Genomic DNA, 22,931 nt, shown 5'->3' with positions numbered 1-22,931 from the left:
TCGGGACAGACACGCTATTGCCGGAAAGAATAGTTATTTTATTTGCCGCTGTCGTTAATGGGTATGCAGTATTCAATTGCGACATGTGCGCGCTCAAGTTACTGCACAGTCATGACAATTAAGTGTGTAGCGCGACACGACTCCGTGGATCTAAGCCTGCCGCTCCAGGTAGGGAACGAGTGCGAACGGTTTGGAATTAACCGGAGGTTGAAACTGACTTTGGCCGACCTGGAAGGCAAAGGCCTCGATCAGGGTCGTCTGTTCGGTTTCATCGAGACTCAGTTGGCCGGTTTTCTGGTCGATCAGTTCAAGTTGCCAGGCAATCAATGTCAGGCAGTCTTTCAACGCACCCAGGGCCTCGTCGTGCAGTGCCATGTGATTTTGCGCGTGGTTGAGCAAGCCATGAATGTGCAGTGAGAACTCTGAAACCGCCGCCAGTGCGAGGGCGTCCGCCTTGCTGGCCAGTTTGAGCAGCGTGCTGAGCATGCAGTCGATGGCGTCCTTGTCATTGCTGATCAGTTGCAGATGGCTCAGGCATTCTTCGGTTTTGGCCAGGAGTGATTCGGCTTCGACGAGAAATTCCGGGACCCGCTTTGCCCACTCTTTACGATTGTTCGGCATGCTTATCTCCACAACGTCATGACTAATGAGGGGATGTCGTGCGTGTCGACGGGGACAATGGCTGTCCCGACGTAACCGTTTCGTCGTGAGATCGCATTCCGGCCGGCTTGAACACAGGCGGGGAAACTACTTGAGAGGGTGGCTGGCCACTGACCTGCGATCGCACACAAAAGCCTGACTCCATTCATGCAATGAGAATGGCGTCACATTAATGGCTATTGGATATTGCGAATATCAGGTTGTGGCTGATTGTTGCTAGGGGAATCCCTTACGCGACGGAACCTTGGGCGAAAATAACGGTCGCCGCGCAGAGCATGTAGCAGATCAAATCATAGCGCCAGTAAACCATGATGTTAATGTGACATCAATGGTTGAGCATGGCATTTCGCAGGGGTCAAGGTCTGGGGAAAACAGCCGATAACCCTCTATTAGTGAATTCATCAGTACAAGCCCAGGAGTCATTGATGGCTGGCATTCTCGATACGGTAGACCAACGTACGCAACTGGTGGGTGAGAATCGCCTGGAAATTCTCATGTTCCGGCTCGCCGGGCGGCAATTGTTCGCAATCAACGTGTTTAAAGTGCAGGAAGTCCTGCAACTGCCAAAACTGACCCTGATGCCTCAACGCCACCCGTTCGTTTGCGGCGTGGTCAACCTGCGTGGCCAGACCCTGCCGGTGATCGACCTGTCCCAGGCGATCGGCATGCGTCCGCTGGTGCCGGGCCCGAACAGTACAATCATCGTCACCGAGTACAACCGTTCCGTGCAGGCGTTCCTGGTCGGTGGCGTGGACCGTATCGTCAACATGAACTGGGAAGCGATTCTGCCGCCGCCGACCAGCGCCGGTCGCCAACACTACCTGACCGCCATCAGCAAGGTCGACGACCAGTTGGTGGAAATCATCGACGTGGAAAAAGTCCTGGCGGAAATCGTGCCCTACAACGCCAAGGTGTCCCGCGACAAACTCGATGACCCGGTGCTCGAGCGTGCCCGTGGACGTGAGGTGCTGTTGGTGGATGACTCCAATGTGGCCTTGGCGCAACTGCGCGACACCCTGGGTCAACTGGGCGTGAAAATGCACATCGCCAGTGATGGTCTGAAGGCACTGAACATGCTCAAGGCCTGGGCCGACACCGGGGTGAACATGACCGACAAACTGCTGATGGTCTTCACCGACGCGGAAATGCCGGAGATGGATGGTTATCGCCTGACCACGGAAATCCGCAACGACCCACGTCTGCGTGGCCTTTATGTGGTGCTGCACACGTCTTTGTCCGGCAGCTTCAACGACTCGATGGTCAAGAAGGTCGGCTGCGACAATTTTCTCTCCAAGTTCCAGCCGGACAAGCTCGTCGACGTGGTGCGCCAGCGCCTGATGCTGGACGCCGTCCCTGCCTGATAACGATGTAATCCCTGTGGGAGCGAGCAAGCTCGCGATGGTGTGTCAGTCAACATCAGTGCAGCTGACACACCATCGCGAGCAGGCTCGCTCCTACAGTTGTTTTTGCACTTTGATTCAGGGAGCAGGCTCGTATAGGGTGGCGTTTTTGCCTACCAGGGAGCTGGCCATGTTGCGACTGAGCGCGCTTTATCGTTATCCATTGAAATCCGGCAAGGGTGAAACCTTGCAGCAGGTCGGCCTCGACAAGCTGGGGTTGGACGGCGATCGCCGCTGGATGCTGGTGGACGAGGCCAGCGGGCGTTTCCTGACCCAGCGGGCGGTGGCGCAGATGAGCCAACTCTCGGCGTTGTGGAATGCCGATGGCGGCCTGACCCTCAATGCTCCCGGTTACTCGCCGATTGATATCGCGTTGCCTGGTAGCGACGCTGAGCTGCGCGGCGTGACCATCTGGCGCGACAGCTTGCGCGTGCCGGATGCCGGCGATGCGGCGGGTGCCTGGGTCAGTGAATTCATTGGCAAGCCGACGCGTCTGGTGCATGTGCCACTGGAGCGGGCGCGTACTACCGAGGCCGGCTACGGCAAGGAAGACGATCAGGTGGCGTTCGCCGATGGCTTCCCCCTGTTGCTGATCGGTCAGGCGTCGCTGGAAGATCTGTCGCAACGGGTCGGTCGCCCGCTGGAAATGCTGCGCTTTCGACCGAACCTGGTGATTGAGGGCAGTGACGCTTTTGCCGAGGATGGCTGGAAGCGCATTCGCATTGGTGATGTCGAATTCCGGGTGGTCAAGTCGTGCTCACGCTGCATCCTCACCACCATCGATCCGCAAACCGGCGAACGTAGCGAAGATCGCGAACCGTTGGCGACCTTGCAGAAGTATCGTGCCGAAGCGGATGGCGCGATGTTCGGGCAGAATCTGGTCAATGACAGCAATGGACGGCTGGAAGTCGGTATGCCGGTGACCATCCTGGAATAATCGCCTTGAAATGAAAAACGCCCGTGTCTTCAAAGACACGGGCGTTTTTTTGTTGCCGTGAAAACCCGAGGGTTTAGCCGCGGTATTCGCACAGGTAAGCGGTGTCGACGGCGACTTTCAGCTGGAATTTGCTGTTGGCGGGCACATTGAACTGGCTGCCGGCGGCAAAAGTTTCCCAGTCGTTGCTGTCCGGCAGCTTGACGGTCAGCGCGCCGGAGACCACGTGCATGATTTCACGCTGGCTGGTGCCGAATTCATATTCGCCCGGAGCCATGACGCCGATGGTCGCCGGACCTTCAGCGGTGCCAAAGGCGATCGACTTGACGGTGCCGTCGAAGTACTCGTTGACTTTAAACATGGGCGATTCCTCGAAAAGGGCTAAAAAGGGCCGGCCAGTATGCACAAGGGGGCCGGAGTCGTCACCTCTCCGAAGGAGGGAAAATCTGCGGTAACAGGCGCGCGGTATTGCGTGCATCCTCCAGCGCACGGTGTTGTTGACCGGTAAATTGCAGACCTGCCAGCTGCAGTGCGCCATTGAGCCCCAGCGGGCGTTCCAGGCGACGGGCCTTGGCAAAGCGCTGCTTGAGATTGATGTGCGGTGTGCGGCTCAAGACGCTATCGAGTTGCAGCCGCTGCCATTCCTGAATGAGCTGCTGGCGATCGTAATCCCCCCAACTTATCCAGCCTTCCAGTTGCGAATGATGTTGCCCCAGCCATCGTTCGAATGACGGCCAGATCTCGCTCAGCGTCCGGGCCGCATCGACATCGGCCTGGGTGATGTGCGTCAGTTCCCGACAAAACGGTGTCAGCAACGGCCGCCGCAATGGCCGCACAAAGCACTGGAAGTGATCCACTTCGCGGCCTTTGCGGTCCACCAGGGTGGCGCCGATTTCGATGATTTCCATTTCAGTTACTGGCCAGCCACCCTCATCGGTGGTGGCTTCCAGATCAATGACCAGCCAGTGAGGCATTGCAGGGTTCCTGGTATCCGCGTCCTGATAGGCTTTGAGCGTAGCCAAACGCGGCGGTTCCGCCTAGCGGCTTATTCGACCTCCAGTAAAATCTGACGATTCTTCACCTGATCGCCGACGCGCACCTGCAGGCGCTTGAGAACGCCATCGATGCCCGACTTGAGTGGATGCTCCATTTTCATCGCCTCCAGCACCACCAGCAATTGCCCCTTGCTGACCGGGCTGCCCTCGTTGACCAGCACATCGACAATGGCGCCGTCCATCGGCGCCTTGAGGGTGCCGCAGCTGATACTGGACTGGCTGCTGACCAATGCCTGGGTCCGGTCATCCAGTCGCAGGCTGCCGGGGCGGGTAAACAGGCAGATTTGCCCGGCGTGCAGTCGGTAGGCATGGCGACGACGGATGCCGTCGATTTCCAGGGTGGCCCAGCGCCCGTCGCACTCGATGATCTTCAGTTCAAGGCTGCGGCCGGCGACCTGAACACGCCAGGCTTCGCCCGGTACGGCGTTCAGCGCCACTGACCACTGCTGATCGTCCAGGCCGAGGCGATAATGCAGCGGCACACTGGTGTTGTTGCGCCACCCGGCCAGCGGCCCGCGGTGTATCTGGGCCGAGGTCTGGTAAAGCAGGGCGGCGGCAATCGCCAGTTCCTCGGCACTCGGTACAGGGGGATGCAGGCACGGATGGTCAGCGAATTGCCGGGCAATGAATCCGGTACTGAATTCGCCGCTGATGAACTGCGGGTGCTGCAACAGGCTGGCGAGCAGGCACTGGTTGCTCTGCACCCCCAGCAGAACGCTGTCCTGCACCGCCCGCAGCAACTTGCGCCGGGCCTCCTCGCGGGTGGCACCATGGGCGATGATCTTGCCCAGCATCGGATCGTAGAAAGGGCTGACCTGCTGGCCTTCGATCAGGCCATGGTCAATCCGTACGCCGCCGCTTTGCAGTGCCGGTTCCCAAGCGTCTATGCGCCCGGTTTGTGGCAGAAAGCCCCGGGTCGGGTCCTCGGCATACAGGCGCACCTCCATGGCATGCCCGTTGAGTTGTACCTGCTCCTGACGCAACGGCAGCGGTTGTCCTTCGGCGACGTTCAGTTGCCAGGCAACCAGATCCAGGCCGGTGATCAGTTCGGTGACCGGGTGTTCCACTTGCAGCCGGGTGTTCATCTCCAGGAAATAAAACTGCCCGCGCACATCCAGCAGGAATTCCACGGTGCCCGCACCGACGTAATTCACCGCCCGACCGGCCTTGAGCGCCGCTTCACCCATGGCCTGGCGCAAAGTGGCGGTCATGACCGGGCACGGCGCTTCCTCGATGACTTTCTGATGGCGGCGCTGGATCGAACAATCGCGCTCGCCGAGGTAGATCAGGTTGCCATGCTGGTCGCCGAACAGCTGGACCTCGACATGCCGGGGCTCGATCAACGCCTGTTCTAGGATCAGTTCGTCGCTGCCAAACCCGTGCAGGGCTTCGGAGCGAGCGGTGCGAATCTGTTCCAGCAAATCACCGGCATCATGCACCAGCCGCATGCCGCGCCCGCCACCTCCGGCACTGGCCTTGATCATCAGTGGGTAGCCGATGCGTTCGGCTTCGCGACTGAGCGTTGCGTCATCCTGTTCGGCGCCCTGATAGCCCTGGATGCACGGCACGCCAGCATTGAGCATGGCGATTTTCGACAGGCGTTTGCTGCCCATCATTTCGATGGCTTCGGGGCTGGGCCCGATGAAGGTGATGCCGGCGTGCTGGCAAGCACGGGCGAACCCGGCGTTTTCAGAGAGAAAACCGTAACCCGGATGGATCGCATCCGCGCAGGTCAGGCGCGCCGCGTCGAGGATCGCCTGGATGTTCAGGTAAGACTGTTGCACCGGGGCCGGACCGATATGCACGGCTTCGTCGGCCATTTGTACATGCAGCGCATCGGCATCGGCATCGCTGAACACGGCGACGGTACGGTAGCCCATGGCCTGGGCGGTGCGCTGGATGCGGCAGGCGATTTCACCGCGGTTGGCGATCAGGATTTTTGTGAATCCGGGCATGGTTTATTTCCCTGCTTTTGCGGTGAATGTGAGGGCCTCATCGCTGGCAAGCCAGCTCCCACAGGATTTGTGAACGGCAAATATCCTTGTGGAAGCTGGCTTGCCAGCGATGCTTTTAAAGGGCCCACCCCGGTTTGCGTTTCTGCACAAAGGCCATGGTCCCCTCGACCCCTTCTTCGCCGATCACCGCTTCGCTGAACCACTCGGCCGCCTGATCCAGCAACTCGTCCGATGGCTGCACGGCACCCGCCAACAACAACTTTTTAGTCATCGCATTCGCCCCCGGCGCACAACACAACACATGGGCCAGCACTTCATCGAGGCGTTCGGCCAATGCCTGTGGATCATGCTCGACAAAATGCACCAGCCCCATTCGCCGCGCGTGAGTGCCATCGAAACGCGCCGCCGTCAGGGCCAGGCGCCGGGTCTGGGTCAGGCCGATGCGCTGGACCACGAACGGCGCGATCTGCGCCGGCAACAGGCCGAGGCTGGTTTCCGGCAGGCCGAATTGCGCCTGATGATCGGCCAGGGCGATATCGCTGACACAGGCCAGCCCAAAGCCGCCGCCCAGCACCGCGCCTTGCAGCACGGTGATCACCACTTGTGGCGCGTGCTGGGTTTCTTCCAGCAGGGCACCGAAGGCACGGTTCATTTCGCGGTACGCCGTTGCACCCTGGGCGCGGGCGCTGGCCATGTCCTTGATGTCGCCACCCGAACAGAAGTGCCCGCCGGCACCGCCGATCACCAGGGCGCGAACAGCACGGTCATTGCGCACCGCCGCCAGCACCGAGCGCAGTTCGGCGACCATCTGCAGACTCATGGCATTGCGGTTTTCCGGGCGATTGAGGGTGATGTGCAGCACGCCGTTATGCAGCTCCAGCAGCAGCGTCTGGCAAACCGGCAGGCTGCTCATGGCTTTTTCCCCGGCAGGATGCCCATGAGTTTGCAGATGATCCCCAGCATGATTTCGTCGGCACCACCGCCGATCGACACCAGCCGCACATCGCGGTAAGCACGGGCCACCGGGTTGTCCCACATGAAGCCCATGCCGCCCCAATATTGCAGGCAACTGTCGCTGACCTCGCGGCCCAGACGACCGGCCTTGAGCTTGGCCATGGACGCCAGGCGCGTGACGTCCTGGCCTTTGACGTATTGCTCAGTGGCCTGATAGACCAGCGCGCGCAGGCATTCGATTTCGGTCTGCAATTCGGCCAGGCGGAAGTGAATGACCTGGTTGTCGATCAGCGCACTGCCGAATGTCTTGCGCTCCTTGCAGTACTCGATGGTGCTGTCGACACAGTATTCCAGACCCTTGATCATGTTCGCCGCGCCAAACAGGCGTTCCTCCTGGAATTGCAGCATCTGCATCATGAACCCCGCGCCTTCATGGCCGATGCGGTTGCGCTGCGGCACGCGCACGTTGTCGAAAAACACCTGGGCGGTTTCCGAACTGCGCATGCCGAGTTTGTCCAGGTGCGAGCTGAGGCTGATACCGGGACTGTTCATCGGCACCATGATCAGCGACTTGTTGACGTGCGGCTTGTCGTCCGAGGTGTTGGCCAGCAGGCAGATGAAGTCGGCGCTCGGCGAGTTGGTGATCCACATCTTGCTGCCGTTGATCACGTAGTCGTCGCCGTCCTTGCGCGCGGTGGTTTTCAACCCGGCCACGTCGGAACCGGCACCGACTTCGGAAACGCCGATACAGCCGACCTGTTCGCCGCTGATTGCCGGGCGCAGGAACTCGTCACGCAGCTCATCGGAGCCAAAACGCGCCAGGGCCGGGGTGCACATGTCGGTCTGCACGCCGATGGACATCGGAATGCCGCCGCAATGAATGGTGCCGAACTCTTCGGCAGCGACGATCGAGTAGCTGTAGTCCAGGCCCATGCCGCCGAATTTTTCCGGTTTTGAAATGCCCAGCAGACCCAGCTCGCCGGCCTTGCGGAAAATCTCGTGAATCGGAAAGCGCCCGGCCTTTTCCCATTCATCGACGTGAGGGTTGATCTCATGATCGACGAATTGGCGGACGGTGCGGCGCAGTGCTTCGTGTTCCTGGGTGAAGATCATTTTTATTGTTCTCCTTATCAATCGGCCTAGAACCGGGCCACACCAAAACTGTTGGCTTGCAGCGGCCGTATCCCGGCCTCGTGACAGATATCCAGCAAGTAACCGAGCAGGGTCCGGGTATCCCGTGGATCGATCAGGCCGTCGTCCCACAGATTGGCGCTGCCGTAGAGCGCCGTGGACTGGCTGTCGAGTTTCTGCGCGGTGACCTGCTCCAGCATGTCGAGCATTTTCGGGTCGGGCACCAGGCCGTCCTTGGCCTGTTTGGCCTCGGTGACAATGCGCAACACCTTGCCGGCCTGGGCGCCGCCCATCACCGCAGTGCGACTGTTGGGCCAGGCGAAGATGAAGCGCGGGTCGAGACCACGGCCGCACATCGCGTAGTTGCCGGCGCCATAGGAACCGCCGACGACGATGGTGAGTTTGGGCACCCGGGCATTGGCCACCGCCTGGATCATCTTGGCGCCGTGCTTGATCACGCCTTGCTGCTCCGATTCGGTGCCGACCATGAACCCGGTGGTGTTGTGGAAAAACAGCAGTGGCGTCTGGCTTTGGTCGCACAGCTGAATGAACTGTGCAGCCTTGCTCGCGCCCTTGGGCGTGATCGGGCCGTTGTTGCCGATGAAGCCGCATGCGCGACCCTGGATTTTCAGATGACCGCACACGGTTTGCTGATCGAACTCGGCCTTGAATTCGAGGAAATTCGAGCCGTCGGCGATACGGGCGATGATTTCGCGTACGTCGTAAGGCTTTTTCGGATCCTCCGGGATCAGCCCCAGCAGTTCGTCGATGGGGTAGAGCGGTTCTTCCCACTGAGGTTCAGGGAGCCACGGCAGTTGATCGTTCCATGACAGCAGGCTGACGACCTCGCGCACCTGACGCACGCCGTCGGCATCGTTTTCGGCCAGGTATTCGGCGGTGCCGGCCATTTGCGCGTGCATCTCGGCGCCGCCCAGTTCTTCATCGGTGGCGACCTCGCCGGTGGCAGCCTTGAGCAGCGGGGGACCTGCGAGAAACAGCTTGGCCTTGCCGCGCACCACCACCACGTAGTCCGACAATCCCGGCTGGTAGGCGCCGCCCGCCGTCGCTGAACCGTGCACCACGGTGATCTGCGGCAAACCCATGGCCGACATCCGCGCCTGATTGGCAAAGCTGCGCGCGCCCTCGACGAAAATTTCCGCCGCGTAGTTGAGGTTGGCGCCGCCGCTTTCGGCGAGGGTGATCATCGGCAGTTTGTTTTCCATGGCGATTTGTTGCAGGCGCAAGGACTTTTTCAAACCACTGGGGGAAATGGTCCCGCCCTTGATCGCACTGTTGTTCGCTACCACCAGCACGCGAACGCCGGATACGTAGCCGATTCCGGCGATCAAGCCGCCACCGGCCGAGCTGCCATCCTTGTCGTCGTGCAGTTTGTAGCCGGCCAGGCTCGCCAGTTCGAGGAACGGCGCGCCTGGGTCCAGGAGCAGATTGAGGCGTTCGCGGGGCAGCAGTTGGCCGCGTTTTTCGAATTTGGCCCTGGCTTCGGCAGCCTTGTTCAGCAGGTTCTGTTCGAGTGTTCGGACGTGTTCGATGCACGTCAGCATCGCCGCATGATTGCGGGCGAACTGTTCGCTGTGGGAATCGAGTTGTGACTGAATCACCGGCATGGGTTATTCCTTGTCCTTGAGCACATCAGGAAGGTACGCACGGTGAAAACCGTTGTACGACTCACTGTTCGTCGCTTTGTGAATCGGCCACGCCCGTCCGCCGAGACTGGCCGCACCATCAATGCGCAAGGTGCTGCCGCTGATAAACGCCGCTGCCGGGCTCAGCAGGAAAACGATGGCCGCACTGACTTCCGATTCGGTGCCGATGCGCTTGAGCGGCACGTGTTCGCGCAAGGTCGGGATTACCGCCTTGAACGCACCTTCGTAAGTGTCCATGCCGCTGGACGCAACCCAGCCCGGCGCCACGGCGTTGACCCGCACGCCGGCGTAACCCCACTCGAAGGCGGCGGTCTTGGTCAGGTTGTCCATGCCCGAACGTGCCGCGCCGGAGTGGCCCATCCCGGGCATGCCGCCCCACATGTCGGCGAGCATGTTGACGATGGACCCGCCATGCTTGCTCATGGACTGATTGAACACTTCCCGGGCCATCAGGAAACCGCCCACCAGATTGGTGCGCATCACGGTTTCGAAGCCCTTCTGGTTGATCGAGGCCAGGGGCGATGGGTACTGCCCACCAGCATTGTTGACCAGGCCGTGTATCGGGCCGTGTTTTTTGATCAGGTCGCCGACACGATCCTTGACCGCGTCTTCGTCACGGATATCACAGACAATCCAGTCGGCCTTGCCGCCGTCTTCGGCAATCTCGGCGGCGACGCTTTTCAGTTTGTCGGCCTTGCGCCCGACCAGCAGTACATGGGCGCCCAGGGCCGCCAGTTCGTGGGCGGTGCAGCGGCCGATGCCACTGCCGCCACCGGTGACGATGATGGTTTGACCGGCAAACAAATCGGCTTTGAAAATCGAATCGTAGGCCATGGTGGCAATCCTCTAGTTGACCTGGTCGGCGATGCGCTGCGGCACCGGAATCTGGATTTCCAGCAGTTGCTGGGCGAAGGCCTTGCCTTGCGGGTCGATGCGCAGACTGGCAACGCCGCCGCCACCGAGGGCGTTTTCAAGAAGAAAATTCAGGCTGTGGGTGGCGGGTAAATACCAGCGCTCGACACGTCCGTGGACCGGGTCGAGAACGTGGCTCATCCAGTCGACGATCACCTCCGGGGTCAAGGCCTCGGCAATCCACGGCAGGTACTCGGGTGCGCGAGCCATGACGCCGATGTTGCTGTGGTTGCCCTTGTCGCCGGAGCGCGCCACGGCGAGTTTGATCAGCGCCACGCTGGCGTCCGCCGGACCATCGGGTCTGGGTGGTTCGAACGGCGCGGGTAAATCATGGGTATCGAGCATGTCCAGGGCGGGCAGGGCGCACGGATGGCGTTGACCCATGAAATCAATTTCCAGCGTGCAGGCGGATTTGTCGATGAGGAACGAGAACAAGCGGATCAGTGGATACACCGTCGGCCGTCCGCCGACGATGCCGGTCAGCCCCGGCGCCATACCGGTGGCCGCCTGGGCGATTTCCCGGGAAAACACGATCAATGCCTGCTTGTTCGGATGGCGTACGGCGAGCTTGATCACCACTTCGCGGCTGTCCTGGCGCTGGGCATGGGGGCCGTACGTGGCTTCACTGCCGAGCAGTTCGATGCTGACGTCACTGTAGGGCGCCCAGCCACGCCGAGTGAAGATTTCCGAAGTCTTGTTGATGATCGCCGCGCTGACTCGACGGGCCTTGTCGACCGCATCGATGCCGGCGATCAGGCAACTGGCGGTGCAGCGGAAACCATCCGGATACGTGGCACTGACTTTGTACTGAGCGGTCGGTGGTAGGCCTTTTGCGCCATGCACCTGAACGGCATTTTTGCCTTGTTGAACGAGTTTGACCTGGGTGAAATCGCAGACCACATCCGGCAGCAAATACGCGCGCGGATCGCCGATCTCATAGAGCATCTGCTCGCCTACCGTCAGTGGCGTGACCAGTCCACCGGAGCCTTCGGGTTTGCTGACGATGAACTGGCTGTCGGCGCTCACTTCGACGATAGGAAAGCCGATGTGTTCGTAGTCCGGCACATCGCGCCAATCGGTGAAGTTGCCCCCGGTGCACTGCGCACCGCATTCGATGATGTGCCCGGCCAGCGCCGCCTGGGCCAGTTTGTCATAGTCGTGCCACGACCAGCCGAATTCATGCACCAGCGCGGCGCTGACCACGGCGCTGTCGACCACGCGCCCGGTGATCACGATGTCCGCCCCCAGACGCAGGGCTTCGACGATGCCCGGCGCGCCGAGGTAGGCATTGGTCGAGACACACATCGGCGGCAGCGGGGCGCCGCTGAACATTTCATGGAGGCCAAGGGTGCTCAGCTGTTTGAACTGCGGTTGCAGGTCGTCACCCAGCAGCACGGCGATCTTCAATGCCACTCCGGCCTTGTCGCAGGCCGCTTGCAGGGCGGCGGCGCAGGCCTGTGGATTGACTCCGCCGGCATTGCTGATGACGCGGATTTTATGTTCGGCGAGCTGTGTGAGGAGGGGGCTCAGGACTTCGATGAAGTCACTGGCATAACCGGCCTGGGGGTCTTTCATCTGCGCGCCGGCCATGATCGACATAGTGATTTCGGCCAGGTAATCGAACACCAGGTAGTCCAGGCGCCCGCCTTCCACCAGTTGCGCGGCGGCAGTCGAGGTATCGCCCCAGAAGGCGCTTGCGCAACCGATGCGGATCGTTTTGGGCGCAGTCAATTCCATAACCACCTCCGACAGATGTGAATCGAGACTACCAAGCAAGCGCTTGGTTTGTAAATGACTGAAATATCTTCTGCCCGAGCGCTTGCTTGGTTGCCAATGCCAGCTTAAATTGCCCGCGCAAGCCCGCTGTTTTAGCGGTGATCAAGACTGTAGGAGAGAACGGGTGGACGAGCAAAAAGCCCTGAGGGTCATGCGTGATCTGGTCGACAACGGCCAGTTGACCGATCCGGACAGCGCCCGTGGCAAGCTGCTGCAAGTGGCGGCCCACCTGTTTCGCAACAAAGGCTACGAGCGCACCACCGTGCGCGATCTGGCCGGTGCCGTGGGCATTCAGTCGGGGAGCATTTTCCATCACTTCAAAAGCAAGGACGAAATCCTGCGGGCCGTGATGGAAGAGACCGTCCGCTACAACACCGCGTTGATGCGCGCAGCCCTCGCCGAAGCCCACAGTGTGCGCGAGCGGGTGCTGGCGCTGATCCGCTGCGAATTGCAGTCGATCATGGGCGGCAGCGGTGAGGCCATGGCGGTGCTGGTCTACGAATGGCGCTCGCTGTCCGAGGACGGCCAGGCAAAAGTCCTCGCACTGCGGGACATCTATGAAGACATCTGGTTGCAGGTGCTGGGCGAAGCCAAGAGCGCCGGGTTCATTCGCGGTGATGTATTCGTCACCCGGCGTTTCCTGACCGGGGCTTTGTCCTGGACGACCACCTGGTTTCGCGCTGATGGCAGCATGAGCCTCGATCAGTTGGCCGATGAAGCGCTGACTCTGGTGCTGGAGGAAAAATAATAAGTTTGTGTTGGTCGGCAGGAAACTGGCTAACTGGGCGAAACCGCCTAGCTTGAAAGCATTGATGCAGTATTTTTGGGGAGTGGGTCGTATTGATGTCTTCGCCAATTCGGACGGCTTCGCGTTTTTTGCTGGCAGCGCTTGCGGCGTTATCGATTTTGCCGTCCCAGGCCGCACAACTGGTGCGCATCGGTGCCGCGCACTTTCCTCCGTACACCGTGCGCCCGGAAACCGGGGCCGACACGGGCCTGCTGCCGCAATTGGTCGCAGCGCTCAATGCCCTGCAAAGCGACTATCAATTCGTGCTGGTGCCCACTTCCATTCCCCGACGCTTTGGTGACTTCAAGCAAGGGCGGGTGGACATGGCGATCTTCGAAAATCCCGACTGGGGTTGGAAAGAAATCCCGCACACCATTGTCGACATGGGCCTGGAAGACGCCGAAATATTCGTCGCCCAACGTCAACCCGAAGGCCGGTCGGCTCGCCAGCAAGACTATTTTGACGACTTGACGGGCAAGCGTCTGGCGCTGTTCAGCGGTTACCACTATGAATTTGCCAGCTTCAACGCCGAGCCCAAATACCTCGCCACCCACTACAACGCCACGTTGACCTACTCCCATGACAGTAACCTGCTGATGGTGCTGCGTGGCCGCGCCGACATCGCCCTGGTGACGCGCTCATACTTGAGCGACTACTTTTTACGCAATCTGAAAGTCGCTGATCAGTTGCTGGTGTCCGATCGCGTCGACCAGGTTTATCACCATTACGCCATCCTGCGCCCGACAGCGCCGATCACGGGTGAGGCATTCGGCAGCTTGCTGCAAGAGCTGCGGGACAATGGCCAGATGCTGAAGATTTTTGATCCGTACAAGATTGCGGTGGTGCCGGTTCCGCATTAGAGGGTTCCACAGGTCGCGCTCATTCAGACATCACGGGTTATCGTTGACGTCCATCGCGAGCAAGCTTGCTCCTACAGGGTTAGCGCTGAACCTGTGGGAGCGGGCTTGCTCGCGATGGGAGCGACACAAATGTCGTCGCTTAACGACGTGCACTGGCATCCGCACGATTGCCCGACACCTTGCGGCAATGCACCAACGCATCGCGAATCATGAAGTTGACCAGGGTTGGCGAGACACCGAGTTCCTTGGCGATGTCCTTTTGCGGTACGCCGTTCAGGCGGTACATTTCGAAGGCGTAGCGGGTACGGCTCGGCAGTTCGGTGAGGGCGTCGGCGATGTTTTCCAGGGTCGAAAAATTAATGTGCGACGTTTCCGGCGAAGCGCCCTGAATCACCACGTTCAGCCCTTCCTCTTCAGGCCCGGAATACTTCTGCTCCAGTGCCTGCTTGCGGTAGTGATCGATCGCCAGGTTGCGCACGATCTGGAACAAATAACTGAGTTGAGCCTTGAACGAGGACGTGATCGGGGGTGCCGATTGCAACCGGAAAAATGCATCCTGCACCACATCCTCTGCACGCGAACGGCAGCCGGTGATGCGCGCTGCAATCTTGACCAGAATCAGTCGATTGTCGACGAAGGCCTGAAGTAGCGGTGAATCGCACCTGCTTGTGGACACTTGTTCCGTCATGGAAATCACCTTGCTGCCAATAGGTTAGTGGGACGCCGGGAAATCCTGGCCGTCCAGCACATCGAGCGACAAATTATTCGTAATGATAATTATTGTCAATTGAGGGGGGGCGAGCAGTGCGCTCGAATGTGGGGTGTGAACGCTACGACACGCGGACTCACCTGACACCCCGCGGTGTTCTCCGGTTTATCGCGAGCAGGCTCGCTCCTACAGGGATTCAGGGTGTTCATATATTGGGTGTCCACCACTGCCCACCGTTGATGCCGGATATGGTTCAAACAATCGAATCGATATCGATGGTCATCGGTGGAATCGAGCGTTCGTTCGCGCCTGGTTGCGGCGCCACTGCCAGTTGCACGGGAGCCTGGTTCTGTGGATGTGCCTGCCAGCGGGCCAGGTTCTGCGCCAGTTGCTCGGGTTGCGCACACAGCACGCCGTAGACATCTTCCTGTTTGATGGACTGATAAGACAGGGGCGCCAGTCGCGCTTGTGTGGTTTTGATCCGGTCAATCTCCTGCTCGAGGGCATTGATGAGCTTTTCCTGGCTCCGCACATAGGCATCCGGCCTGGCCATCAGATCCTGCCGTTTGCGGCGCATTTCTTCAGAGACGATGTTCAATGCGCCTTCTACAAATTGAAGCTCGCGACGGGTGATCAGGGGAAGGTTCGATTCCGATGCTTGCTGCCAGCGCCGCAACGTCGCCCAGCAGGCGGGAATGTAGGCAGGCGCCATGAAATGGTCTGCGGCCTGGAAAATCTGAGACAGCAACGAGGGTCGCTGCGGCAGGCCGTTTTGCTGCTGCAGCGCCACTGTGCACGCGGCATGCTGGTTGATGACGTCGCAGCCCGGCTGCCAGAGAATCGAAGACATTTCCTGGCTGTTGAAGCGCACAGGCATGAAGTGGAGCAAGGCGCCGTGGTGCTCGTACGGCTCACCGGTCCAATTGGTAATGCCCGCGACAAACACCGACAGGCCGAGCGGAACGTTGACAAAGGTCATCGCGGCCCCGGCGCCGAAAACATTGGCCTTGGTATTCATCCAGGTGCCAGGCACGCTGGGCACCGGGTCGTTGTGGTTGACCATGCGGTAGTGCACCAGCGGTTCCGCGCCTTTGACGAAGTTGGCATCACCGGCTCGGGGGGCGCCGTAGGTGTAGAGTTGGAGGGTGTAGTTTTCCGATCTGCGACGCAGCATCTCCGCGAGCAGCAAGGCTACGGCGCCGCCGAGACTGTGGCCGCAGATCAAGAGCTTTTGGCCCGCATAAAATTTGTCGAGATAGTTGAGTACAAAGTCGTAAGCCTTTAACGCACCTCCATAAAAACCTCGGTGCACCTTGCTGTCGGTGCCTTGAAACGGCACTTGGTATGCATCGGCGTCGCGAAGGGCATCGGGAGGATTCTCGGAAGTACCCCGCACGGCAATCAGGATCAGTTCGTCGTTGTGGGTGATGAAGGCTTGGGTATCTGTGGCATCTTCTCTATCGATATCGTTGAGAAAGTGAACTTTGGCAGGGTGTTCCTGATTGCTCTTTAGTGCAGGGTTATTCACGTCATAGAGAGAGGGATCAAACGGCACGATTTCCAGACGTTTGGAGTACGGCACATCTTCATACAACGGATAGTAAGGTTTGGTTTGTGATGAATTGACCTGCCAAATTTCATCTGACACGGCCATCGCATCGCCAAACCAGTTTCCAACGCTCGGTTGCAGCGGAAAGCTCACGGTAGAGTTTATGGGCGCTTTCTCTGGTTCCTGACCAAAAGGGCAATAGCTCAGGGTTGACATCAGCGCGAGTTGATAGAGGTTCAGTGCGCAGAAATCGGGGCCGGTCGACAGCATGGGGCGCAAGGCCCGCAGTGGTCGTACTTCAAGCACCGTGTGCTGTTGCGGTAGCAGGGCAAAGCCGAGCTTGCCATGCTCCCCCATGATGGTTGAGCGTCCTGTACTACCCGGGCAGGACGACTCTGGAGGGAGATGCGAAACATGCTCGACCAGATGACGCACTTCTATCTGGACGAATTCATCGGCGCAGGCTTGGGCTGGATTGCTGATGGGGCGTGTTGCGTCCGGGTTCAGGAAGCGGGCTTGCTCGGCGCGTACCTGGAGTTCGGTTATTTGGAGAGGGTAGTGAGGTCTGGTTCGTAAGTCTTTATACAGTTGTTCTGTGCCTTCGTACTTCTCATGGAAAACCAGCGCAACCGGGCCTGCAAAGTGGTTAGTGACTTTTCCTGTGCCTGTGATATCGAGATAGCCGCTGTATTTCTGGCCTTCCGAATCGATCACTGTGTAGACCAGTCCGGCGTAGGGTTCTCCCGAGCCGAACTCGTCGACCAATTGAAAACTGGTCCATTTGCCTTGTACCGGGCATGCCAGCACTCTGCTGCTCAAGCGTGATGACAATTCTTCATCCATGGACTTCATGTCTAAATCTCCTTATTCCGTGCAGCCGGGGTAAATGGTGCAAATGCGGCCATCCGGCATCTTGAAATGGCTAAAATCCGTGTAATTGCCATCGCAGTAAGCGCGCTGGTCTTCTAAACCTTTGCCCATGCAACGCTTCCAACCCCCGGGCACTTTGACCCAGGTGTCTCCCCAGCCAGGTTTTTCTTCCTCAGCCAGCGTGATCTTCATCCTCACGGTTTTACCGGGCAGTTGATCAAGGGTGTACGCCGAGAACGGACGCCCTTTTCCCAGCTCGCCCTGTGCGTCGGTTTTTTTGCAGTCGAGGATTTTTCGAAGGATGCGGGGCTTGCCGGAGGTGCGGAACAGCCATTGGCATTCACCGTAAAACATACTTTCACCCGTGTTGCTAAACGTGCCCTTGTATTGCTCCTCCAATTCGTCACGAAAGGCGACGTTGGCGCTGTCTCCCCCAAAATCTCCCCGGTCTTTTCCATAAGTCGCATTGATATCCAGCTCAATACGCTGGATCACCGAGGGGCAGCCATCTATCGTTCTTCGAATAGTGATTTCGGCGTCCGGTGTGTATTGCGTGCGCCATTCCCGGTTGAACATGATGTTTTTATTGCGCCGGTTTTTGATGGTGCAGGTTTCGCCCTCGGCGGGCTCGTAGTAGACCGTTGCGATGTAGGCAAAATCAGGCGGCAAGTCCGCCGTGAAGGTGAAGGTATTCGGCTGGCTGGCGCAGCCGGCGGTCAGCACGAGGCAGCAGCCTGGAATCAAACGGCGCAGCGCTCGGTGGTATGGGGCCGCCTCGAACCTCCAGTGTTCCTTATCGGGTGACGTGGCACAGGCTCCAGCACCCGGATGTGAAAGGCTTTCCATGTCTAAATCTCCTTATTCGGTACAGCCGGGGTAAATCGTGCATTGGCGCCCGTCGGGCATTTGATAGCCGCTGAAATCTTTGTAATTACCGAAGCAAAACGCGTACTGATCTTCGAAGTTGTCACCCATGCAGCGCTTCCAGCCATTGGGTACCTTGACCCAGGTGTCGCCAATGGCAGGCCTTTCTTCCTCTGCCAGTTTGATCTTCATCCTCACGGTTTTACCGGACAGTTGATCAAGGGTGTACGCCGAGAACGGACGCCCCTTTCCCAGCTCGCCCTGTGCATTGGTTTTTTTGCAGTCGAGGATTTTGACGATCCGTCGGTAAGTGCCAGCAGTGCGGAACAGCCACTGGCATTCACCGTAAAACGTACTTTCACCCGCGTCACTGAACGTGCGCTTGTATTGCTCTTCCAACTCGTCGCGAAAGGCGACGTTGGCGCTGTCGGCCCCAAAATCTCCCCGGTCTTCTCCATAGGTCGCATTGATATCCAGCTCAATACGCCGGATCACCGAGGGGCAGCCATGGATCGTTCTCCGAATAGCGATTTCGGCATCCGGTGTGTATTGCCTGCGCCATTCCCGGTTGAACATGATGTTTTTGTTGCGCCGGTTTTTGACGGTGCAGGTTTCGCCCTCGACGGGCACGTAGTAGACCGTTGCGACGTAGGCGAAATCCGGCGGTAACTCCGCCGTGAAGGTGAAGGTATTCGGCTGGCTGGCGCAGCCGGCCATTAACACCATGCATCCCCCCAGGCCGGCGCCGCGCCATGGGCCGTTCATAACGACGTCTGCCTTTTGCCAAACCCCTGTAACGAATACACCCGCTCAAAATGCCTGGCCGGTGTTTCATCGGCACGCGCCTGCCAATACGCCTCCAGGGTATAGGCCGGTGCTTGCAGGCTCTGCACCAAGAGAAACTCCACTTGCTCCGGCGCGTGCCAGCCCCATGCATCCGCTTGGGTCAGTCGATCGCGTATCCATGCATCCGGATCATGTTGTCCGGCGAGGTCGGCGTAGGCCTTTACGTGCTCGGCCAATAGGTAACGATGGGCATTGATAAGGCGAATTTGCATTGCCTGCCAAGCGCAAGTCGATGTGCGCAACCACAGGGGTTCATTGGGCACTGGATAAGTGCCGGGTGCCGGGTTGTCGGTGATTTTCCAGCCTGCGCCATCCCAGCAGCACACACTGATCACCGGCCCTAGGTAGGCCGGAAGAGCGTCGGCAGGTAATTGTTCGAGGGCCCGGGCCAACACCCGATTGTCATGAAAGCGGTACAGCGCTTGATGCGCACGCGGACCGATGAGCAAGCGTTCGCGCCAGTGTTTGGCCAGGTTGGGCAAGTCACCTTTCGGCAGGCTGGCCAGCCATCCCCAGTTACGCTGCGGATGTTCGAGCAGTCCATCGATGCGTCTGTCGCCGGGCTGGTCGAGGGTGAAAATGAACGGCCCGGCATTGGCCAGGTCGGTGATGGCAGTGCCTTCGTAGACACTCAGATACTGCTCGATCGGGCTGGCGTTCAACAGTGACTGGCAGATGTCGTTTTCATGTTCAGGGTCCAGAATCAAGCACAGCGAATAGCCAGCACGTTGCTGGTCAGTCATCCAGCGACGGACAAACAAGTCAGTCATGCCAGGTCTCCTTGTGGCAGGCAAATGCCCGCACGGCAGGCCTCGCAAACGGGGCAGAAGTCCGCGCCCAGCATTTTGCTGTGCGTCATCAATGCCCTTTGGCTGAGCGCCAGCACGGGGCGCAGTTCCGCTGGCGCCGATAGTGCTTGAACCATTGCGGGTGCCGAGATGGCCGAGCCGGGCACCGGTGCGCCACCGAGCTGGAGCTCGCTGCTGCCGAAAATGCCGCCATGGCCAATCACCAGGTGTTGGTCGCCTCCCCGAATGCTGACGCCCGCGGCGGCCTCCAGGATCAGAAACTTGCTGGCCTTGATGCAAACCTGGTCAGCCTCGATGACCAGGTTTTGATCGACGCGGGTGTGGCTGTTGCTGGCCACATGGACCATGTGATCCCCCAGGACAGTGCGATGTTCTTGCGCCTCCAGCAGCGTAAAACTGTTGCCCTTGATGGTTTCCCGCCGCTCATTGCCCACTTCGAGGCGACTGTCGTTTTCGATCTTCTGTTCCATATCCCGTTGGGCGCGCAGGTAGATCAACTCCCGACCGACGCGATCCTCCAGGTGCACTTCATTGAAGCCGGTGCTGTTCGGTGTACTGCGCGAGCGAAACACGCTGCGGGTTTTATGCTCCGGCAATGCATAGGGCGGTGGGTTGATGCTGTTGATCAGGCAGCCGCTGATCAGCGGTTGGTCGGGATCACCTTCCAGAAAGCTGACGAGTACTTCCATGCCGACCCGCGGCAGGCTGACGCTACCGTGGGCATTGCCGGCGAAACCGGAGGCCACCCGCAGCCAGCAACTGCTTTGATCGTTGTGTCGCCCTTCGCGATCCCAATGAAACTGCACCTTGACCCGCCCGTATCGATCGCAATGGATCTCTTCGCCTTCGGGACCGGTGACCTTCGCGGTCTGGCTGCCGAGCATTCGCGGTTTTTCGTGGACGAGGGGCGGGCGGTAGAAAACATCCCAGGGAATGGCAACAAACCGGTTGCGATAACCCTGGACAAAGCCGTCCTGGCGATCGATCGCGTCGTGGCTGAAATTCTCCTCGAGCACGGCGGGTTGCCGGCCTTCATGGCGCACTTTGGTCAGTAGCCAGAGGTCGTTCCATTCACGGATCGGGTGCTCCGACATCTGCAGAAGGTGCCCGGATACCAGGGACGGTTGATCGCTTTTGCCCTTTGCCCGGTCGTGATCGACGCGGTGACGTTCCAGGGATCGTTGACTTCGCACCTTGTCACGCTCAACCAGATCAACCCTTCCCAGGTAAGCATAATCTTCCAGATCCGGCTGAACCTGGCCGGGCGCGGATCGGCAGTTGGATTCCAACAGTATGCTGGCTTTCTTGAAATCGTACTCTCGGCGTGTGGTGCGACTGGGGCGGGTATTGAGTTGTCGCTTGAATCGCTTGATGACCGGCCCTTCGGCAACCAGGCCGTTGTCCCGTCGATAAGGTGTTACCCCTTCAATCCGGGGGAACATGGACTGATGATCGGCAAACACCAGCAGATGTTTTTCGCGGCTATGGCTGAAGTGGTAATGCAGGCCTTCTTCTTCACAGAGGCGCTGGATGAAGTGCAAATCAGATTCCTGGTATTGCACGCAATATTCGCGAGGGGGATAAACCGAGGTCAGGCGGAACTCGTGAAATTCACGATTGAGGCCGTGGTCTTCCAATACCGTCGCAATGATCTGTGCAACGGTCAATTGCTGAAAAATGCGCTGGTTGATTCGGTGTTTGAGATAGGCCAGACGAGGCACCAGCGTCAGGCTGTAATGGGTCAGGCGATGACCGCTCTCACCGTGGGCAACGCTATGTATCTGGCCATGAATGCCGTTGCCATGATCGTTAAAGGCCAGGAAAGCCTGTTTGTGCAGGAGGTTTTCCAGGTCCAGGTTCGGTCTGTCGCTGACCAGTTCGACATCGAAGGCGTAGGTCTGGCTGATGGACTCATTGCCAACGAAGGATAGGACCTGAAGGTCGTGTTCGAAATCGGTGATCGCAAGCGTGAAACGGGTATCGAGGGTCGCGTCGGGCATGCATGACTCCTTGTCCTGCGGCGTTGCACAGACTCCGGAACGTTGATGCACGCGTGTAAAAAGGTCATCCATGACCCTTTACGGTAAAACGTTCTGAAGCCGGGTTCAGCTGCAACGCTACCAAGGCTGCCAATGAATTGATGTCAGACGCTTCCTAAAATGCCGTTACAAACCTTCAATTAGAACGCTGCAATCCAGCGGGGCGCCGATGTGTGAATACCATCAGTCCCTGTGGGAGCCTGCTCGCGAAAACGGCAAACGCTTACATTCGTGTGATTGACTGCTAACCATCAGACACTCAATCTTCCGACTCCATTTTTCAAACGGAGACGCTCCGATGCCTTTCGTAACCATTGACGGTCGCCCCCTTCATTACATCGATCAAGGCACCGGCCCGGCAGTCCTGCTGGCTGGCAGTTACCTGTGGGATCAGGCCATGTGGGCGCCGCAGATTGCCGCGCTGTCACAACAGTATCGGGTGATTGCCCTGGACCTGTGGGGCCATGGTGAATCAGGGGCACTGCCTGCCGGCACGACGTCGCTGGACGATGTGGCGCGCCAGGCATTGGCATTGCTCGATCATCTGGACATCGATCGCGCGACCCTGGTTGGCCTCTCGGTCGGGGGCATGTGGGGCGTGCGCCTGGCCTTGTCGGAACCGCAGCGGCTCAACGGGTTGGTACTGATGGACACCTATGTTGGCGTCGAGCCGGAGCCGACCCGCCAATACTACTTTTCGCTGTTCAAGATGATCGAAGAAACCGGCGTGATCGCGCCACAGTTGCTGGATATCGTGGTGCCGATTTTCTTCCGCCCGGGCATTGATCCGCAGTCGGCGTTGTATCAGGACTTCCGCGCCAAATTGGCGGCACTTCCGCCCGAGCGCCTGCGCGAAAGCATCGTACCGATGGGGCGGATTACCTTTGGCCGCGATGACCTGTTGCCGCGTCTGGGTGAGCTGGATGCAGCGACCACGCTGGTGATCTGTGGCGATCAGGACAAGCCACGTCCACCTTCGGAAGCCCGTGAAATGGCGCAGTTGATCGGTTGCCCGTGTGTGCTGGTGCCGGAGGCGGGACATATCTCCAATCTGGAGAATCCGGGGTTTGTGACTGAAGCACTGCTGAAGTTTTTAGCCAGGAAGAGATAGTTGTTCGTACTGACGTCATCGCGGGCAAGCCCGCTCCCACAGAGAT

The 22,931-nt window shown here is 59.2% G+C and carries 20 protein-coding genes; 5 read left to right on the top strand and 15 right to left on the bottom strand.

Annotated elements, in window-relative coordinates; translation table 11 throughout:
* Positions 1–150 precede the first annotated feature (150 nt).
* Complete coding sequence (locus LAB08_RS21515; protein ID WP_096509804.1) at positions 151–621, bottom strand: hypothetical protein; 471 nt, start codon at positions 619–621, stop codon at positions 151–153.
* Between the two features lie 464 nt (positions 622–1,085).
* Between LAB08_RS21515 and LAB08_RS21510 the strand changes: the two genes are divergently transcribed.
* Positions 1,086–2,021 carry a chemotaxis protein CheV gene (locus LAB08_RS21510; RefSeq protein WP_096509805.1) on the top strand — a complete coding sequence of 312 codons (936 nt, stop codon included), beginning with the start codon at positions 1,086–1,088 and terminating at the stop codon, positions 2,019–2,021.
* A 169-nt stretch (positions 2,022–2,190) separates the two neighbouring features.
* Complete coding sequence (locus LAB08_RS21505; RefSeq protein ID WP_096509806.1) at positions 2,191–2,997, top strand: MOSC domain-containing protein; 807 nt, start codon at positions 2,191–2,193, stop codon at positions 2,995–2,997.
* A 73-nt stretch (positions 2,998–3,070) separates the two neighbouring features.
* On the opposite strand, the gene ppnP is transcribed toward LAB08_RS21505, so the two are convergent.
* The 8 genes from ppnP to LAB08_RS21465 form a co-directional block, all read right to left on the bottom strand.
* Positions 3,071–3,355, bottom strand: coding sequence for a pyrimidine/purine nucleoside phosphorylase (gene ppnP, locus LAB08_RS21500; protein WP_007973461.1), 285 nt, complete (start codon positions 3,353–3,355; stop codon positions 3,071–3,073).
* 61 nt (positions 3,356–3,416) lie between these two features.
* Positions 3,417–3,968 (bottom strand): 3'-5' exonuclease, encoded by a 552-nt coding sequence (locus LAB08_RS21495; protein ID WP_096509807.1) that lies wholly within the window; start codon positions 3,966–3,968, stop codon positions 3,417–3,419.
* Between the two features lie 71 nt (positions 3,969–4,039).
* Positions 4,040–6,004 carry an acetyl-CoA carboxylase biotin carboxylase subunit gene (locus LAB08_RS21490; RefSeq protein ID WP_096509808.1) on the bottom strand — a complete coding sequence of 655 codons (1,965 nt, stop codon included), beginning with the start codon at positions 6,002–6,004 and terminating at the stop codon, positions 4,040–4,042.
* Between the two features lie 115 nt (positions 6,005–6,119).
* Entirely contained in the window at positions 6,120–6,917 is a 798-nt protein-coding gene (locus LAB08_RS21485) for an enoyl-CoA hydratase/isomerase family protein (RefSeq protein ID WP_096509809.1), read from the bottom strand.
* On the bottom strand, positions 6,914–8,071 hold the full coding sequence (atuD, locus tag LAB08_RS21480) for a citronellyl-CoA dehydrogenase (protein WP_096509810.1): 1,158 nt from the start codon (positions 8,069–8,071) through the stop codon (positions 6,914–6,916). Before atuD ends, LAB08_RS21485 begins: the two co-directional genes overlap by 4 nt.
* Positions 8,072–8,097: 26 nt before the next feature.
* Positions 8,098–9,714, bottom strand: coding sequence for a geranyl-CoA carboxylase subunit beta (gene atuC / locus LAB08_RS21475; RefSeq protein ID WP_096509811.1), 1,617 nt, complete (start codon positions 9,712–9,714; stop codon positions 8,098–8,100).
* Between the two features lie 3 nt (positions 9,715–9,717).
* Entirely contained in the window at positions 9,718–10,587 is an 870-nt protein-coding gene (locus LAB08_RS21470; protein ID WP_096509812.1) for an SDR family oxidoreductase, read from the bottom strand.
* Positions 10,588–10,599: 12 nt separating this feature from the next.
* Entirely contained in the window at positions 10,600–12,402 is a 1,803-nt protein-coding gene (locus LAB08_RS21465; protein WP_096509813.1) for an acyclic terpene utilization AtuA family protein, read from the bottom strand.
* Between the two features lie 163 nt (positions 12,403–12,565).
* Between LAB08_RS21465 and LAB08_RS21460 the strand changes: the two genes are divergently transcribed.
* Entirely contained in the window at positions 12,566–13,189 is a 624-nt protein-coding gene (locus LAB08_RS21460; RefSeq protein WP_096509814.1) for a TetR/AcrR family transcriptional regulator, read from the top strand.
* A gap of 95 nt (positions 13,190–13,284) precedes the next feature.
* Positions 13,285–14,088, top strand: coding sequence for a substrate-binding periplasmic protein (locus LAB08_RS21455; RefSeq protein ID WP_096509815.1), 804 nt, complete (start codon positions 13,285–13,287; stop codon positions 14,086–14,088).
* Between the two features lie 139 nt (positions 14,089–14,227).
* Here LAB08_RS21455 and LAB08_RS21450 read toward each other — a convergent pair whose 3' ends face one another.
* The 6 genes from LAB08_RS21450 to LAB08_RS21425 form a co-directional block, all read right to left on the bottom strand.
* The gene (locus LAB08_RS21450; protein WP_096509816.1) at positions 14,228–14,776 is read right to left on the bottom strand and encodes an RNA polymerase factor sigma-70; all 549 of its coding nucleotides are present in this window, start codon (positions 14,774–14,776) and stop codon (positions 14,228–14,230) included.
* A gap of 274 nt (positions 14,777–15,050) precedes the next feature.
* Positions 15,051–17,198, bottom strand: a complete 2,148-nt coding sequence (locus tag LAB08_RS21445; protein ID WP_096509817.1) for a lipase family protein — start codon at positions 17,196–17,198, stop codon at positions 15,051–15,053.
* 12 nt (positions 17,199–17,210) lie between these two features.
* A complete protein-coding gene (locus LAB08_RS21440) occupies positions 17,211–18,062 on the bottom strand; it encodes a hypothetical protein (RefSeq protein ID WP_254007486.1) in 852 nt (283 codons plus the stop codon).
* Positions 18,063–18,074: 12 nt separating this feature from the next.
* Complete coding sequence (locus LAB08_RS21435) at positions 18,075–18,797, bottom strand: hypothetical protein (RefSeq protein WP_254007485.1); 723 nt, start codon at positions 18,795–18,797, stop codon at positions 18,075–18,077.
* Positions 18,798–18,841: 44 nt separating this feature from the next.
* Entirely contained in the window at positions 18,842–19,696 is an 855-nt protein-coding gene (locus tag LAB08_RS21430; RefSeq protein WP_096509819.1) for a DUF4123 domain-containing protein, read from the bottom strand.
* A complete protein-coding gene (locus LAB08_RS21425; protein WP_096509820.1) occupies positions 19,693–21,735 on the bottom strand; it encodes a type VI secretion system Vgr family protein in 2,043 nt (680 codons plus the stop codon). The genes LAB08_RS21430 and LAB08_RS21425 overlap by 4 nt, the downstream gene beginning before the upstream one ends.
* A 337-nt stretch (positions 21,736–22,072) precedes the next feature.
* Here LAB08_RS21425 and LAB08_RS21420 point away from each other — a divergent pair, with 337 nt between their 5' ends.
* Positions 22,073–22,885 (top strand): alpha/beta fold hydrolase, encoded by an 813-nt coding sequence (locus LAB08_RS21420; protein WP_096509821.1) that lies wholly within the window; start codon positions 22,073–22,075, stop codon positions 22,883–22,885.
* Positions 22,886–22,931: the final 46 nt, after the last annotated feature.

Source organism: Pseudomonas izuensis (assembly GCF_002356535.2).
GTDB classification, from domain to species: Bacteria; Pseudomonadota; Gammaproteobacteria; order Pseudomonadales; family Pseudomonadaceae; genus Aquipseudomonas; species Aquipseudomonas izuensis.
The sequence above is the reverse complement of the archived record's forward strand: the minus strand, read 5'-3'. Positions and strand labels throughout refer to the sequence as shown.